Source organism: Microbacterium sp. 1154 (genome assembly GCF_031455375.1).
Classification (GTDB): Bacteria; Actinomycetota; Actinomycetes; order Actinomycetales; family Microbacteriaceae; genus Microbacterium.
Map to the genome: position 1 here is coordinate 105,197 of NZ_JAVDSN010000004.1, position 14,854 is coordinate 120,050.

General features: G+C 69.4%; 14 protein-coding genes and 4 tRNA genes. 4 read left to right on the forward strand and 14 right to left on the reverse strand.

The genetic code is table 11. The features are described from left to right. The first annotated feature begins 17 nt into the window (after window positions 1-17). Window positions 18-1,358 (forward strand): aminotransferase class I/II-fold pyridoxal phosphate-dependent enzyme, encoded by a 1,341-nt coding sequence (locus J2X55_RS14020; protein ID WP_309824141.1) that lies wholly within the window; start codon window positions 18-20, stop codon window positions 1,356-1,358. Continuing rightward, window positions 1,355-2,206 carry a pyridoxal kinase PdxY gene (gene pdxY, locus J2X55_RS14025; protein WP_115918522.1) on the forward strand — a complete coding sequence of 284 codons (852 nt, stop codon included), beginning with the start codon at window positions 1,355-1,357 and terminating at the stop codon, window positions 2,204-2,206. The genes J2X55_RS14020 and pdxY overlap by 4 nt, the downstream gene beginning before the upstream one ends. Before the next feature lie 24 nt (window positions 2,207-2,230). Here pdxY and J2X55_RS14030 read toward each other — a convergent pair whose 3' ends face one another. The 3 genes from J2X55_RS14030 to thrS form a co-directional block, all read right to left on the reverse strand. Continuing rightward, window positions 2,231-2,836, reverse strand: a complete 606-nt coding sequence (locus J2X55_RS14030; RefSeq protein ID WP_309824142.1) for a hypothetical protein — start codon at window positions 2,834-2,836, stop codon at window positions 2,231-2,233. Window positions 2,837-2,892: 56 nt separating this feature from the next. Further along, window positions 2,893-3,405 (reverse strand): HIT domain-containing protein, encoded by a 513-nt coding sequence (locus J2X55_RS14035; RefSeq protein ID WP_115918952.1) that lies wholly within the window; start codon window positions 3,403-3,405, stop codon window positions 2,893-2,895. A 107-nt stretch (window positions 3,406-3,512) separates the two neighbouring features. Then, the gene (gene thrS, locus J2X55_RS14040) at window positions 3,513-5,498 is read right to left on the reverse strand and encodes a threonine--tRNA ligase (RefSeq protein ID WP_115918520.1); all 1,986 of its coding nucleotides are present in this window, start codon (window positions 5,496-5,498) and stop codon (window positions 3,513-3,515) included. Between the two features lie 82 nt (window positions 5,499-5,580). Here thrS and J2X55_RS14045 point away from each other — a divergent pair, with 82 nt between their 5' ends. Next, window positions 5,581-6,732, forward strand: coding sequence for an SLC13 family permease (locus tag J2X55_RS14045; RefSeq protein WP_309824144.1), 1,152 nt, complete (start codon window positions 5,581-5,583; stop codon window positions 6,730-6,732). Between the two features lie 4 nt (window positions 6,733-6,736). Here J2X55_RS14045 and J2X55_RS14050 read toward each other — a convergent pair whose 3' ends face one another. The 6 genes from J2X55_RS14050 to J2X55_RS14075 all read right to left on the reverse strand — a co-directional run bounded on the left by J2X55_RS14050 (window position 6,737) and on the right by J2X55_RS14075 (window position 10,349). Then, window positions 6,737-7,162 (reverse strand): TIGR03618 family F420-dependent PPOX class oxidoreductase, encoded by a 426-nt coding sequence (locus J2X55_RS14050; RefSeq protein ID WP_309824146.1) that lies wholly within the window; start codon window positions 7,160-7,162, stop codon window positions 6,737-6,739. 7 nt (window positions 7,163-7,169) lie between these two features. Continuing rightward, complete coding sequence (locus J2X55_RS14055) at window positions 7,170-7,553, reverse strand: ATP-dependent DNA ligase (RefSeq protein ID WP_115918513.1); 384 nt, start codon at window positions 7,551-7,553, stop codon at window positions 7,170-7,172. A 185-nt stretch (window positions 7,554-7,738) separates the two neighbouring features. Continuing rightward, on the reverse strand, window positions 7,739-9,538 hold the full coding sequence (locus J2X55_RS14060; RefSeq protein WP_309824148.1) for a PPOX class F420-dependent oxidoreductase: 1,800 nt from the start codon (window positions 9,536-9,538) through the stop codon (window positions 7,739-7,741). Window positions 9,539-10,037: 499 nt separating this feature from the next. Next, a tRNA-Val gene (locus J2X55_RS14065) sits at window positions 10,038-10,112 on the reverse strand. Between the two features lie 27 nt (window positions 10,113-10,139). Next, window positions 10,140-10,210: transfer RNA gene (locus tag J2X55_RS14070), tRNA-Cys, on the reverse strand. 66 nt (window positions 10,211-10,276) lie between these two features. After that, window positions 10,277-10,349 (reverse strand) — tRNA-Gly (locus J2X55_RS14075). Between the two features lie 152 nt (window positions 10,350-10,501). On the opposite strand from J2X55_RS14075, the gene J2X55_RS14080 reads away from it, so the two are divergent. Beyond that, window positions 10,502-10,574, forward strand: a tRNA-Val gene (locus J2X55_RS14080). Window positions 10,575-10,777: 203 nt separating this feature from the next. On the opposite strand, the gene J2X55_RS14085 is transcribed toward J2X55_RS14080, so the two are convergent. The 5 genes from J2X55_RS14085 to J2X55_RS14105 form a co-directional block, all read right to left on the reverse strand. Then, window positions 10,778-12,037: a hypothetical protein gene (locus J2X55_RS14085; protein ID WP_309824150.1), complete on the reverse strand. Its 1,260-nt coding sequence runs from the start codon at window positions 12,035-12,037 to the stop codon at window positions 10,778-10,780. Then, entirely contained in the window at window positions 12,037-12,357 is a 321-nt protein-coding gene (locus tag J2X55_RS14090) for a type VII secretion target (RefSeq protein WP_115918417.1), read from the reverse strand. The genes J2X55_RS14085 and J2X55_RS14090 overlap by 1 nt, the downstream gene beginning before the upstream one ends. Next, window positions 12,350-12,727, reverse strand: coding sequence for a YbaB/EbfC family nucleoid-associated protein (locus J2X55_RS14095; protein WP_115918415.1), 378 nt, complete (start codon window positions 12,725-12,727; stop codon window positions 12,350-12,352). The genes J2X55_RS14090 and J2X55_RS14095 overlap by 8 nt, the downstream gene beginning before the upstream one ends. 130 nt (window positions 12,728-12,857) lie before the next feature. Then, window positions 12,858-13,382 carry a type II toxin-antitoxin system PemK/MazF family toxin gene (locus J2X55_RS14100; protein WP_309824153.1) on the reverse strand — a complete coding sequence of 175 codons (525 nt, stop codon included), beginning with the start codon at window positions 13,380-13,382 and terminating at the stop codon, window positions 12,858-12,860. Window positions 13,383-13,455: 73 nt separating this feature from the next. Beyond that, on the reverse strand, window positions 13,456-14,730 hold the full coding sequence (locus J2X55_RS14105) for an ammonium transporter (RefSeq protein ID WP_115918411.1): 1,275 nt from the start codon (window positions 14,728-14,730) through the stop codon (window positions 13,456-13,458). Window positions 14,731-14,854: the final 124 nt, after the last annotated feature.

A 14,854-nucleotide genomic window follows, 5' to 3' on the forward strand; every position in this document is an offset into this window, starting at 1 on the left:
CTGACCCAGGGGGGCCTATGACCATCGACATGACCGGCCGTTCGGCATCCGCCATCGCCGCGGATCTGCGCGAGCGGATCGAGCGCGGTGAGCTCTCGCCGGGCACGCTTCTGCCGTCGGTGCGGGCTGTCGCCGCCGACCTCGGCGTCAATCGCAACACGGTCGTCGCGGCCTACCGTCAGCTCGCCCAGGCGGGGCTCGTCGAGGCGCGCGGCCGCGGCGGCACGCGCGTGGCCGACCGCACCGCCGTCGCCCAAGAGGGGTACGCGCCCGACACCGTGCTGCGCGATGTGGGCACCGGCAATCCCGACCCCGCCCTCATCCCCGATCCCACCGCGGCCCTGGCGCGCTCGACCCGACCGGTCCTCTACGGCGAGCCGGTCATCGACCCCGGCCTGGAGGCCTGGGCGCGCGGATGGATGGCCGATCAGCTCCCCCACGACGACCTGCTGATCACCGTGACCAGTGGGGCGAGCGACGCGATCGAGCGTCTGCTCGCCCAAGCCCTGCGGCGGGACGACGCCGTGGCGCTGGAGGACCCGTGCTTCCTGTCGGCGCTGCACACGGTCCGCACCGGCGGGTATCGCGCCGTGCCGGTGGCGGTGGATGCCGAGGGCATGACCGTCGGAGGGCTGCGCGCGGCCCTGGAGGCGGGCGTTCGCGCCGTCATCTGCACACCCCGCGCACACAATCCGACCGGCGCGAGCCTCAGCGCCGAGCGCGCGGCGGCCCTGCGCGAGGTGTTGGTGGAGTACCCCTACGTGCTGGTCATCGAGGACGACCACTTCTCGCTCCTGTCCCGGGCTCCCCTGCACTCGGTCATCGGTTCCGCGCAGCGCCGATGGGCGCGCATCCGCTCGATGTCGAAGTTCCTCGGACCCGACACGTGCCTCGCCGTCACGGCATCCGATCCCGACACCGCCGACGGGCTCGCCGTGCGCCTCACACCCGGCACGACGTGGGTGAGCCACCTCCTGCAGCGCATGACCCTCGGCCTCGTCACCGACGACGCGGTGCGGGCCGACATCGAGGCGGCCGCCGAGCACTACGCCGCACGCAACGCGGCGTTCGCCGCGGCACTCACCGACCGCGGACTCCCCGTCGACCCCGGCGACGGACTCAACCTCTGGGTACCGCTCCCGGTCCCCGCGGCGTCGGTGCGCGAGGAACTCATGCGCCGGGGGTGGCTGGTTCGCGAGGGTGACCCGTTCTTCCTCTCCGCCGACCACGCGGGCGCCTTCCTGCGCCTGACGGTGCACGACCTCGACGAGGCCTCGGCCACCGCCCTCGCCGACGATCTCGCCGCCGCCGCGGGTGCGCTCCGGCCGGGTGCCCGAGGTGGGAGGATCGAGGCATGAAGGTTCTCTCGATCCAGTCGGCCGTGGCGTTCGGGCACGTCGGCAACTCCGCCGCCGTCTTCCCCCTGCAGCGCATCGGTGTCGAGGTTCTCCCCGTCTACACGGTCAACTTCTCGAACCACACCGGCTATGGCGCCTGGCGCGGCCCCCTGATCTCCCCCGCCGACGTCGCCGACGTGCTCGCCGGCATCGAGGACCGCGGAGTCTTCCCCGAGATCGACGTGGTGCTCTCGGGCTACCAGGGCGGCGAGGGGATCGCCGATGTCATCATCGACGCCGTCGCGCGGGTCAAGAAGGCGAATCCGGATGCCGTCTACGCCTGCGACCCCGTGATGGGCAACGCCAAGTCGGGGTGCTTCGTGGCGCCCGCGATTCCCGAGCTGCTGCGCGAGCGCGTCGTGCCCGTGGCCGACATCCTCACCCCCAACCAGTTCGAGCTCGGCTTCCTGACCGGCACCCAGCCCGACAGCATCGATTCGACCCTCGCCTCGGCGGACCTCGTGCGGGAGCGCGGCCCGCGGACCATCCTCGTCACGAGCGTCGAACGCCCCGATCGAGAGGCCGACACCATCGAGATGATGGTCGTCGACGACGCCGGCGCGTGGATCGTGCAGACGCCTCTGATCCCGATGAAGGCCAACGGCTCCGGGGATGTGACGGCGGCGCTCTTCACCGCCCACTACCGTCGCAGCGGCGATGCCGCAGACGCTCTGGCGCGCACGGCATCCAGCGTTTTCGATCTGCTGTCGAACACGTTCGAGTCGGGCTCGCGCGAACTGCGTCTCGTCGAGTCGCAGGAGGCCTACGCGAACCCCCGCCTGCAGTTCACGGTCCGTCAGGTGCGCTGACACGCCTCACGTGTCGGCGACGGCTCAGCCGCCGTACACCTCTTTGTACGCGGCGACCCAGGCGTCGCCGTCGGCGGGGCACATGAAGGTCGCTCCGAAGACCATGACACTCGCGATGGGCTTCTCGGCCTGACTGCGCGCTTCGCTCTGGAGGTCGCTCGGGACGAGTTGGGCGAACAACGGTGACGTGGCGACGTGCGTGTTCAGTGTCGTGGCGTCGACCTGGTGGCGATTGAGGATCGCCGTCTCGCAGGCATCCCCCGCGAGGGCGAGGGCCAGGCTCTCGTCGGCGGACGTCCAGACCGCACCCTGCTGCTCGACGTAGGCCCGCTGCTCGGCGATGAACTCCTTCTGGGCGGGCGTCACCGCGACGAGCGGTGAACCGTCCATCGGAAGCTGCTGCTCGCGGAAGTACTCCTCTCGCTCCGCGAAGACGTCGGACACGTCGTCGGGGTCGGCCGACGTCGATTCCTCGGGCGCGGGGCTCTGTGCACCGTCCGGGGCCGAGGTCGGCAGCCCCGCGGCCCCGTCGGGCCCGAGCGGGCTCGGCAGCGGGATGCATGCGGTCGTTCCCAGGAGGACGGCGGCGATCGTGAGAGAGAGAACCAGAGGGCGAGTCCGAGCGTTCATAGGTTCAACCTAGCGAGAGTGCCGTCCGCCCGGGTGGGGCTTGTGGATAAGCCGGCTCAGTCGTCCCAGGCCTCGGAGACCGTGCGGCGAACGTCGCCGAGCAACTGCGGGAGCGCCTTCGTCTTCGCGATGATCGGGAAGAAGTTCGCGTCCGAGGCCCAGCGCGGCACGATGTGCTGGTGCAGGTGCCCGTCGACGCCCGCCCCCGCGATCGCGCCCTGATTCATGCCCAGGTTGAAGCCGTCGCAGTTCGACACCGTCCGCAGGACCCTCATGCCGCGCTGCGTGAGCGCGCCGATCTCGGCGACCTCCTCCGCGGTGGCCTGATCGTAGGTCGCGATGTGGCGGTACGGGCACACGAGCAGATGGCCCGAGTTGTACGGGAACAGGTTGAGCAGCACGTACGCGGTCTCCCCGCGCGCGACGATCAGTCCGTCTTCGTCGGACTTGCCGGGTGCGGCGCAGAACGGGCAGTTCTGCTCCATGGGCTCTCGTCCGGCCGAGATGTACGCCATGCGGTGCGGCGTCCACAGGCGCTGGAACTCGTCGGGCACGCCCGGGAGCTTCATCGCGTCGACGAGCTCGGCGTCGGTCGTCGCCGGTCCGGACGCGTCGGCGGCGGGCGTTGGACCGGTCACCGACGACGAGCCCTCCCCGACGGCATCCGGATCGGTCGTCACGCCAGGTCCTCGGCGGTGTTGACGAGGGTGCGGCCCGAGATCGCGCCGGTGATGCGAGCGACGGCCTCGTCGACGGGGATGCCGTTGAGCTGGGTGCCGTCGCGGAAGCGGAACGAGACCGTACCGTTCGAGCGGTCCTGCTCACCGGCGATCAGCATGAGCGGCACCTTCTGCGTGGTGTGCGTGCGGATCTTCTTCTGCATGCGGTCGTCGCTGTGGTCGGCCTCGGCGCGGACGCCCTTGGTCTTCAGATCGGCCACGATGCCCTGGAGGTAGTCGCCGTATTCGGCGGCGACGGGGACGGCCACGACTTGCACGGGCGCGAGCCACACCGGGAACGCGCCGGCGTAGTGCTCGAGCAGGATCGCGAAGAAGCGCTCGATCGAACCGAACAGCGCGCGGTGGATCATGACCGGGCGGTGCTTCTCACCGTCGGGACCGGTGTACTCCAGCTCGAAGCGTTCCGGCTGGTTGAAATCAAGCTGAATCGTCGAGATCTGCCACGTGCGACCGATCGCGTCACGAGCCTGTACCGAGATCTTGGGGCCGTAGAAGGCCGCCCCGCCCGGGTCGGGCACGAGCTCGAGGCCGGATGCCTCGGCGACCTCGCGCAGGGTCTCGGTCGCCTCGACCCACAGCGTGTCGTCGCCGATGAACTTCGGGTTGCCCTCTTCTTTCGTCGACAGCTCGAGGTAGAAGTCGTTCAGACCGTAGTCACGCAGGGTCTGCAGGACGAAGTCGAGGCTGTGGGTGAGCTCGCCCTTCACCTGGTCGGCGGTGACGTAGATGTGCGTGTCGTCCTGGGTCATGCCGCGCACGCGCGTGAGGCCCGAGAGGGTGCCGCTCTTCTCGTAGCGGTAGACCGACCCGAACTCGCTGAGCCGCAGGGGCAGCTCGCGGTAGCTGCGGCCGCGCGAGCGGAAGACGAGGTTGTGGAACGGGCAGTTCATGGGCTTCAGGTAGTACTCCTGGCCCTCGCGCGAGACATGCCCGTCGGCGTCCACGACCTCGTCGAGCACCATCGGGGGGTACATGCCGTCGGCGTACCACTGCAGGTGGCCGCTCGTCATGAACAGGTCGCCCTTGGTGATGTGCGGGGTGTTGACGACCTCGTAGCCGCTCGCGAGCAGCCGCTCGCGCATGTAGCGCTCGATCTCGTAGCGGATGATGCCGCCCTTGGGGTGGAACACCGCGAGCCCAGGGCCGATCTCGTCGGGGAACGAGAAGAGGTCGAGCTCCTTGCCGAGCTTGCGGTGATCGCGCTTCGCGGCCTCCTCGAGACGGTGCTGGTAGGCACGCAGTTCGTCTTTGGTGGGCCAGGCGGTGCCGTAGATGCGCTGCAGCTGAGGGTTCTTCTCGCTGCCTCGCCAGTAGGCTCCGGCGATGCGGGTGAGATCCCACCCGTTTCCGATCAGGCGGGTGCCGGGTACGTGGGGCCCGCGGCAGAGGTCTTTCCATGCCGTCTCGCCGTCGCGGGTGACGTTGTCGTAGATCGTCAGCTCGCCGGCGCCGACCTCGACGGAGGCACCCTCGGCCGCCTCGGCCGAGCCGCCCTTGAGTCCGATGAGCTCGAGCTTGAACGGCTCGTCGGCGAGCTCGGCGCGGGCCTCGTCGTCGGTGACGACGCGGCGCACGAACCGCTGGTTCTCGCGGACGATGCGCTCCATCTCCTTCTTGATGACCTTGAGGTCGTCGGGGGTGAAGGGCTCGTCGACCTGGAAGTCGTAGTAGAAGCCGTCGGTGACGGGCGGACCGATGCCGAGGTTCGCCTGGGGCTTGACGCGCTGCACGGCCTGGGCGAGCACGTGCGCGGTCGAGTGGCGCAGGATCGACAGGCCCTCGGCGCTGTCGATCGTGACCGGCTCCACCTGGTCGTCAGCCGTCACGGTCGTGGCCAGGTCTTTCAACTCCCCGTTGACGCGCAGAGCGACGACCGAACGGTCGGGGAAGAGGGCGAAGCCATCGGCGGGGAAATCAGTCACAGAACATCTCCTGAAGGGGTCGTTTCCAGGCTACCCGGCGGGCGTGGTCTCGACCGCACGCGACGTGCCCCATAGTGGAGCGGTGACTTTGGCCATCATCGGCGGCGTGCTCTGGATCCTCGGGATCATCGCGCTGCTCACCGGCGTCTTCCCCGCCGACGCCGCCCTCGCCGTCGCCGACCGCGTCTGGCCCATCCTGTTGTTCGTCGTGGCGGTGACGATCGTCGCCGAATTGGCCTCGAAAGCGGGGCTCTTCGACGTCGTGGCCGCCCGTCTGGCGAAGCTCGCTCGCGGGCGCACCGCGTTGCTGTGGGTGCTCGTGGTCGCCCTGGCCACGGTGGCGACGGCGTTCCTGTCGCTCGACACGACCGCGGTGCTGCTCACCCCCGTGGTCGTTGCGATGGCCGTGGCCCGCCGGCTCGACCCGCTCCCGTTCGCCTTCGTCACCGTGGTGCTCGCCAACACCGCCTCGCTCGTGCTCCCGGTGTCCAACCTCACCAACCTGCTGGCCTCCGAGGCGCTGGGCGGAGGACACGATCCCGTCGCCTTCCTCGCGTTGCTGGGCCCCTCGGCGCTCATCGCCATCGCGGTGTCGGTCATCGTGCTGACGCTCGTCTTCCTGCGGCGTCTGCCGAAGACGTACCCGGATGCCGCCTCCCCCGAGGTCTCGGACCGTCTGCTGCTGCGCGTGTCGGCGGTCGTCACCGTCGCTCTGCTGCCCCTGCTGGTCGTCGGACTCGAACCATGGATACCGGCCACGGGAGCTGCCGTCGTCCTGATCGCCGCGTTCGCGTGGCGCGCGCCGCGGGCTCTCGGCATCCGTCTGGTGCCCTGGTCGCTGCTGGTGTTCGCGGGCGGTCTGTTCCTGGCCGTCGGGGCGCTCGAAGCCCTCGGGATCGGGCGGATCACCTCGGTGCTCGCCGGTTCCGGCGACGATCTGGTCTCGCTCTGGCAGCTCGCGGGGGTCGGCGCCCTCGCGGCGAACGGCATCAACAACCTGCCCGCCTACCTCGCCCTCGAGTCGGCGGCGGGTTCGCCCGTCCGTCTGGCGGCGCTGCTGATCGGTGTGAACGCCGGGCCGATCGTCACTCCGTGGGCGTCGCTCGCGACGCTGCTCTGGCACGACCGCCTCGTCGCCGCGGGCGTCGAGGTGCGCTGGAGCCGGTTCGTCCTGCTCGGGGCGGTCATCGCCCCGGTCATTCTGCTCCTGGGCGTCCTGCCGCTCGTCTGGTGAGCGCTCAGTCCTCGTAGGTGCGTGACCACGCCTTGTGCGGCTCGACGAACCACACGGCGAGGCCCTCGCGCATGCCGTAGTCCTCTCCGGTGTAGAGGCGCGCGATCCGATCGACGTACGGCAGGGCGGCGTCTCCGTCGATACGGTCCACGGCCACACCGCGCACGAACGCCATCGAATAGCTGTTGTCGGCCGCCGTGACCGAGACGGCGACGCGGGGGTCCCGTCGCAGATTGCGGTCCTTGAGCGTGTCGACCTCGGTGAACAGCATGAGCCGTTCGCCGTCCACACCTATCCAGAGCGGAATCGAGTGCGGAGACCCGTCGCGCATCAGCGTCGCGAGATGCGCCACGGCGTCGGTCTCGAAGTACGGCTTCGTGGTGGTCCAGTCGCTCATCTGCGGTGCAACCGCCGGGGTGCCGGCATCCATTCCCCGTTCAGCCCTGTTGTGTCCGCGGAGCCTGGTCGTTCGGGACTTCGGTGAAGACCATCTCCCCCCGACGCGGTTTCTCGCGCGGCGCGAACTCGTCCGGTTCGGCGACCACGTAGAGGCCGCGACCGGAGTTCGCGTTGTAGGTCAGAGCGTGCAGCCAGGCGGTGCTGAGTTGTGGCGTGCGACTTCCGTGGAACTTGAACACCATCGACACGTGCGGGTGGATGTAGACCGTGGTGCGTCCGCCTCCCGTGCTGACGTCGTCTTTCCACGTAAACGGGAAGCTCTCGCCGCGGCGGACCTTCGCCATGATCACCGCCTGCAGGTGCGCCAGCAGTCGGTCTTCGAAATCGGTGTTGATCGTGCCGTCGTAGATGAACTTGCCCATGATGACCTCCGGGTGTCGCCGCCCATGTGCAGCGCCTCTCGGCGAGAGCGGGAACGCGGCGTTCGGGGGCGACCGCTTTCTCTGCGTGAACGGTCTCCCGGAATGCGGACGAACGCAAGTCCCCTCGCAGAGGATTGCGTTTGCGGGATGACGGCCGACGCGGCACGGACGACGGCCGCCGCGGGTCAGACGCCGCGCGAGATACGGATGATGACGCGGTCGCCGGGCTTGCGCTGGATCCGTCGCACGAGCGCCTCGAAGCCGAGGATGGCGCGGAATTGAAAGCCGTACTTTCGCTTCAGCGCGGCATTCGCGCGGTCGTCCTCGGCGGCGGGACCCGCGATCCGTCCCTCGGCCTCGACCCGGAGGGCGCCGGGTTCCACCGCGCCCATCCGACTGCAGGGCTGCAGCGTGACACGGGAGTCGTTGCGCAGGCGCTTGACCTTGCCCGTGGAGCGCTCGCTGGTGACGACGAGCTCGTCTCCGTCGCGGGCGATCCAGACGGGAACCGCCACGAGCGCACCGTTGCGGCGGTACGTGCCGAGCGAGACGAACGGCGAGGCGGCGATCTCGCGCCACGAGGTGTCGGGGACGGTCATCGTGTCACCGTATCGCGCAGGGTCATCCGCGGTGGTGGGTTGCGCCGACGGCCCACCTCGGGTTCCGTACAGGTCGATGACGCCGGGAACGGATGCCATGTCCTCGGTGCGACCGTGCGCGAAAGCGCCCCACAGGGACCGGATGCTCTTTCCGACGGCCGAAAGGTCATCGGAGCGCGCTCCCGCATACGGGGCGAGATGCGTCCCGGTCGATTCGGTGCCGAACACGAAGGGCACCTCGATCGCGTGGGACGCGCGGTAGACGTCGTTCGCCCGCCAGCGGAAGGTATAGCGCAGTGCCGTCCCACCCGCACGGCGGTAGTCGCGGGCGAGCCGGCGCGCCGGACGGCCGTAGACGACGGCGTTCATGGCCCTGTCGAGGGCGGTCGACGCGAGCCCGTGCAGCGCCGGTACGGCCCGCAGCCCGTCGAGGAGCGAGATCCCCGGCAGGAAGAGCCGGGTCTCCTCGGCCGTCACACCGATGAGCAGAGGGACGTCGATCGCCCGCTCGAACCACCGCTTCTCGATCTCCTTCTCGGAGGGCAGCGGGTCGAGGCCCGGCTGCGGTGCGAACGGCATGAGCGAGAAGCGACCGAAGCCACGCGAGGCGCCGAGTGCGTCGGCCTGGAATCGTGCCAGCTCGTTCACCGGTGAGGTCGGCGTGAGCCCGGCGGATGCCGCGCTCATCGCGGCTGCGAGCTTCACGCGACCGCCCATGGTGCCCATGGGAGCGCTCTGCACGATCGCGCGCGAGAACAACCCGCGTGCTCGATCGACGGCCATGAGGTGCAGGACCGCATCTCCGCCGGCGGACTGCCCGAACGCCGTGACCCGAGCGGGGTCTCCCCCGAAACCGCCGATGTTGCGCTGCACCCACTCGAAGGCCGCGAGCTGATCGAGCAGGCCGAGGTTCGCCGGACGCCCCGCACGGTTGCCGAGGTACCCGAGCAGACCCAGGCGGTAGGTGATCGTCACGACGATCACCCGTTGCTCGGTCGCGAGGACGGCGGGGTCGTAGACCGGCAGGTCGCCCGCGCCGCTGGTGTACCCACCGCCGTGGATCCACACCATCACCGGGAGAGGCCGGTCGTCGGGGCTCTGATCGGCCGGCACGGTGACGGTGAGGTGCTGGCAGTCCTCGCGGATCGGGAGTCCACCGGTCTGGTCGCCGAGCGCTTCCATCAGCGGGGTGGGCGCCTGGGGTGATGCTGGTGACGGCGCGAGGGCGTCGAGGACGTCATCCGCGGCTCGATCCGGGATCGGCTCCGGCCGCCCGAATCGCTCGGCGCGCGCGTACGGGATGCCGCTCGCGCGCAGGATCGCGCCGTCGCGGCGCCCGCGGATCGGACCGGACGGGGTGGAGAAGAGGGGGGAATCGCTGGTCACGGGGTCTCGTTTCGTGTGCCGCCGGGGCGGATTCGAGCGTCAGCGGCGGGGCTGCGGGGGTGCCCGATCACGATACTGAGCGTCGGCGATGCGCCCGCTGTGCGTACGGACCCCTTCAGGGATCGAGGAGCGCAAGATCCGCGCAAGGACAGCGCAAGAATCGCTGCAGCGTGTCCCCCAAATGGGGGACATGGCGTAGTGTCGTTGTGTTCCCGCCGCCAGGCACTCCGCAGCCCCCTTTCCTGGCGGCGGGAGCGACCACTCCCGAGATGACGGTATGCCCGACCATCTCGGTCGAGCTCCTTCTGACCCTGGCCGCGTGCTCGGGTGGCGTAGCCCCGATCCCGTGCCTGTCTTGCTGTGCGACGGGCGTCTGTTCGTTCTCGACCGGGGTGGATGCGGCGACGACCACGATCGGGGTGTTTCGGATACTTCGTCATCGGGGCCGTGCGCGTGCCCGCAAACGACGAAACCCCCGGCGAACCGGGGGTCTCTCAGGTGGTGCGCGATACTGGGATCGAACCAGTGACCTCTTCCGTGTCAGGGAAGCGCGCTACCGCTGCGCCAATCGCGCCTATACAGGCTGTTCTATTGTGAGGCGAGGTGGCGACGGGATTCGAACCCGTGTAAACGGCTTTGCAGGCCGGTGCCTAGCCGCTCGGCCACGCCACCGTGATGTGGTTCGACCCACGTGTCGTGATGCTCCGTCGGTTTCCCAGACGGAGATCCCTCCACTCGAGCGGATGACGAGACTCGAACTCGCGACCCCAACCTTGGCAAGGTTGTGCGCTACCAACTGCGCTACATCCGCATTTCGTTCCCGGGGCTTGCCCCGAGCACTCGTAAGACATTACCTGATCTGAGCGCGCGCGCAAAACGAGGCGCGCCCCGCGCGTGTCTCCGGGCACTGGTTCGAAGCACCTCTCGGCATCCGGTACGATCGATGAGTCCCGTTCGGGATGAGGGCGATTGGCGCAGTTGGTAGCGCGCTTCCTTCACACGGAAGAGGTCGTCGGTTCGAGTCCGGCATCGCCCACAGTCACACCCCCGGTCATCCGGGGGTTTTCTGTTTCCCGGATGCCACGGCAAACCCCGCGGAGGGCTCGAGGAACGCCATGGACGGCGTGTGCCGGCCCGATGTCGGTTTCGGCGATCGGTCGTCGAGCGCCGGGCGCACGCGAAACGCCCCGACGCCCGTCCTTTGTGAGGTCGGATGCCGGGGCATCGCGGAATCGCGCGTCAGTCGTCTTCGATGACCACGCGGAGATCGCGGCGGCGCTGGCCGAGCTTCTGTCTGCTGCCCGTGCCCGCCCCGTTCGAGGTGCCCGCTCCCGTCATGGGGGGTCGCAGGCCCCCGGGTCCCGTCCCCTGCGCCGACGTCATCGACGTGGCGGCCATCGCCACTCCCCCGGTGGTCCCACCGATGAGGAGCCCGCTACTGCTGTGGACACCGCCTATCGTCTTAGCGTCCAGGGGTGAAAGACCCCCGAGAGACCCTCCACCTCCGGCACCGCCGAGTCCGCCCAGGGAGGCCTGACCAACGACCGAACCGTCGGGCGTGGGGGTACCGGACAGCGGCTGCGCGCCGCTGAGGTAGAAGTCGCCCGAGGCGTGTTCGCCCGAGACGGCGAACGGGCGGTAGGCGACCCCGTTCGCGCGCTCGTTCCGGATCGTCAGGTCTTGGGCGGCGCTGTTGCCGTATCGCGTGGCGTCGGACGCGTCGACGACACTGCCCGCATCGATGCGGATCGCCTGCGCGCCGCTCTGCAGAGCGGCGGCGGTCGTGGTCGACGTGCGGTCGAAGACGCCGCGCAGCTGCTGAACGAGGCCCGTCAGGGCCTTCACCGAACCGAGGACGGCACGCAGTGGCCGTACGACCTTGTTGACCATCTCGTTGACCTTCATAACGACGCGGGCGATGGCATAGCCCATTCCGAGGCCGAACGAGGCGGCGACGACCGCCATGGCCTCGATGGCGGTCGCGACGACCTTCGAGATCGCCGACTTGACCACGCCCTGCATCTTCGTCACGAGCGTGGAGGCGGAGGTGAGGCCGCTGGCCGCGGCTTCTGCCCACTCCCCCGAAGCGCCGAGGTGCTGCGCGGCGTCGGTGGCGAATCGCACGTAAGCGGCGATGCTGCCGCCGGTCATGCCGTCGAGGTCGCTCAGGCGACGGGTGAGGTCCGCCCCGGCCTGGCGCATCGACGAGCCGGCCGAGACCCACTGCGACGCGACGGAGGCGACGTTCGAGGCGCTCCCCGCCAGTTGGTCGAGCCAGGTGCTCAGGGGCTTGAGGTGTTCCATGACCCAGCCGAGACCGCAGGACGTGAGCGTGCCGATGGGGTCGGTGAGGGCCGCGGCCGCATCGCCGAGGGTGTCGAGGAAGGCCATGCCGCCGTCGAGCCAGTTGCCGCTCTTCACGGCGTCGGCCAAGGCGCGGCCGGACTGGATGACACGGCTGCCCGAGAACGTGGTGCCGGGGGCGACGACGGTACTCATCAGGCCCCCATCGCCGATTCGAGCGACCGGATGGTCGCGATGGTGTCGCTCTCGAACTGCTCCCACTGGTCGGCGGTCTGCCGGAGCTCGCCCGCGGTGCGCATCAGGAGCGACTGATCTTCGCCGAGGAGTCCCGTGGCGGCCGCCGACAGGGCGAGACCCGGCGGCACGAGGAAGGCGCACAGCAGGCCGAATGCTTCGGGAAGGAGATCGCCGCCGCGCAGCACAGAGAGAGCCGATCCCACGTCGCCCACGAGGGAGTCGACGAAAGCGGCATGTTGTCGGAGTCGATCGAAGTCGACGGCGATGTCATCAGCCATGCAGAGTCCTCTCGGGTGAGACGGGTTCGGCGTCGCGCAGTTGCGCGAAGATGGGGTCGTCGGCGCCCAGGAGCTCGGCCACCGCGCGCAGAGTGCTTTCGCGCGCGTCGGCTTCGGCCTGCCGGATCGTCGACAGGATCTCGGCGGACAGCCGCTGGGCACCGCGTGCGAGCGCGGCCTCGCTCAGCCGAAGGTCGACGACGCGGCCACCCGAGTCCACCTGGGCGATGACGTCGCGACCGCGAGAGCGCCCGGTACCGCGCACCGAAGCCACCGTCGCCTCGAAAGCGGGCATCTGCGCGGCGCGCAGCTCGGCGCGACGAACGTCGGCTTCGACCTGCGCGAACGATTCTTCGGGATCCAACGGCACGGCAGAAATTTATCGAGACCTCGGGCGAGAACGAACGCTTCGCCGAGAAAATCCCCGCTAGATGAGAGGAATCTCACGTAGCTCTCACGAACCCTGCGCGCCGGAGGACGGGGGCTGACGAGCTGCCGAGTCAGGCGCGCGACCACCCGTAGCGCGCCGCGAGAGCGGCCGCGACGGCGTCGAAGCGCTTGCGGTCGAGGGCTGCGGCCTCGCGACGCATGCCGGAGTCGTGCACGAGATAGAGCTGCTCGACGTCGACCCACGAAGGGCGCCGCTGGGGGTCCCAGTCCCCCGTGCCGAGGGACAGGTACTGCCGGTCGCCGTCGTGCGGCTTGCTGGTCAACCGTACGGCGTACGAGCGGGTGGCATCCGCTCGCCCGATGACGAGGACGGGGCGGTCCTTGCCGCGGCCGTCGCGCTCCTCATAGGGCACCCAGGTCCACGCGATCTCGCCCCCGTCGGGCGCATTGTCACGTTGGGGCGCGTACGAGAGCGCCAGACGCGTCGGCGGGTCGATCTCGACCGTCTCGGTGCCGCGTGGGGCCAGCGGACGCGACGTGGGCTGCGCGGGGGTCGAGCGACGCGCGGGCGATGCCGGCGGCACGGAACGGAACAGCCCGAGGACAGCCGACAGCAGACGAGAGGTGGTTCCCATACCCACACCCTAGGCATGCGGAACGGGGCGCCGCCGACGAATCGGCGACGCCCCGTTCGGGGTGCAGCGGGTGTCAGCCGCGGACGTCGGAGAGGACGTAGCCCTCTTCGCCGTGCACGACGGTGTCGATACCGGCGATCTCGTCTTCGTTCTTGACGCGGAAGCCGATGGTCTTCTCGATCGCGAAGCCGATGATGAAGGCCAGCACGAAGGAGTAGACCAGCACCGCCAGGGCCGCGATCGCCTGGACGACCAGCTGGTTGAACGAGCCGCTGTAGATGAGGCCGCTCGTGTTGGCGAAGATGCCGAGGTAGAGCGTTCCGAGCAGACCACCGACGAGGTGGATGCCGACCACGTCGAGCGAGTCGTCGAAGCCGAGCTTGAACTTGAGCTCGATGGCGAGGGCGCAGACCGCGCCGGCGAGCAGGCCCAGCACGATGGCCCAGATCGGCGTCAGAGCGGCGCAGGCCGGGGTGATCGCGACGAGACCCGCGACGGCACCGGAGGCGGCGCCGACCGAGGTGGGCTTGCCGTCCTTGATCTTCTCGACGATCAGCCACGACAGCAGGGCGGCGGCGGGAGCGGCGATGGTGTTGACGAAGGCCAGGGCGGCGGTGTTGTCGGCCGCGAGCTCGGAGCCGGCGTTAAACCCGAACCAGCCGAACCACAGCAGGCCCGCGCCGAGCAGGACGAACGGCGGGTTGTGAGGGACGTGGGCGCCCTTCTGGAAGCCGACGCGCTTGCCGAGGACCAGAGCCAGCGCGAGGGCTGCGGCACCGGCGTTGATGTGCACGGCGGTACCGCCGGCGAAGTCGATCGCGCCGACGCCGAAGACGTCCTGCAGACCGTGGGTGATCCAGCCGCCGTAGCTGAAGGAGCCGTCCTCGGCGAGGCCGAAGTTGAAGACCCAGCTGGCGACGGGGAAGTAGACGACCGTGGCCCAGATGCCGGCGAAGATCATCCACGCGCCGAACTTGGCGCGGTCGGCGATCGCGCCGGAGACGAGGGCGACGGTGATGATGGCGAAGGTGGCCTGGAAGGCGACGAAGGCGAGCGGCGGGTACGCGGCGCCCTCGGGGGTGGTGAGCACGTTGGCGAGGCCGAAGTCAGCGCCGTCGATGTGCCACGGGGCGTTGGTGACGCCGGCGTCGGTCGCGGGGAACGCGATCGCGTAGCCGTAGAGCACCCAGAGGACGCCCATGAGGCCCATCGCGCCGAAGCTCATCATCATCATGCTGATGACGCTCTTGGCCTTGACGAGACCGCCGTAGAAGAACGCGAGTCCTGGCGTCATGAGCAGCACGAGGGCGGCTGCTATCAGGATGAATGCGGTGTTGCCTTGATCCATCTCGGAGGGAACCTCTCTGCAGGGACGCAGGTAAAGCGTCGGGTCCCCTCAGTGTCCACAGCCCCGGTTCCACGACCGTTCGCCCCGTGTTTCGTGGACGTTACAGCCGGGCCGCTCCGGTAAA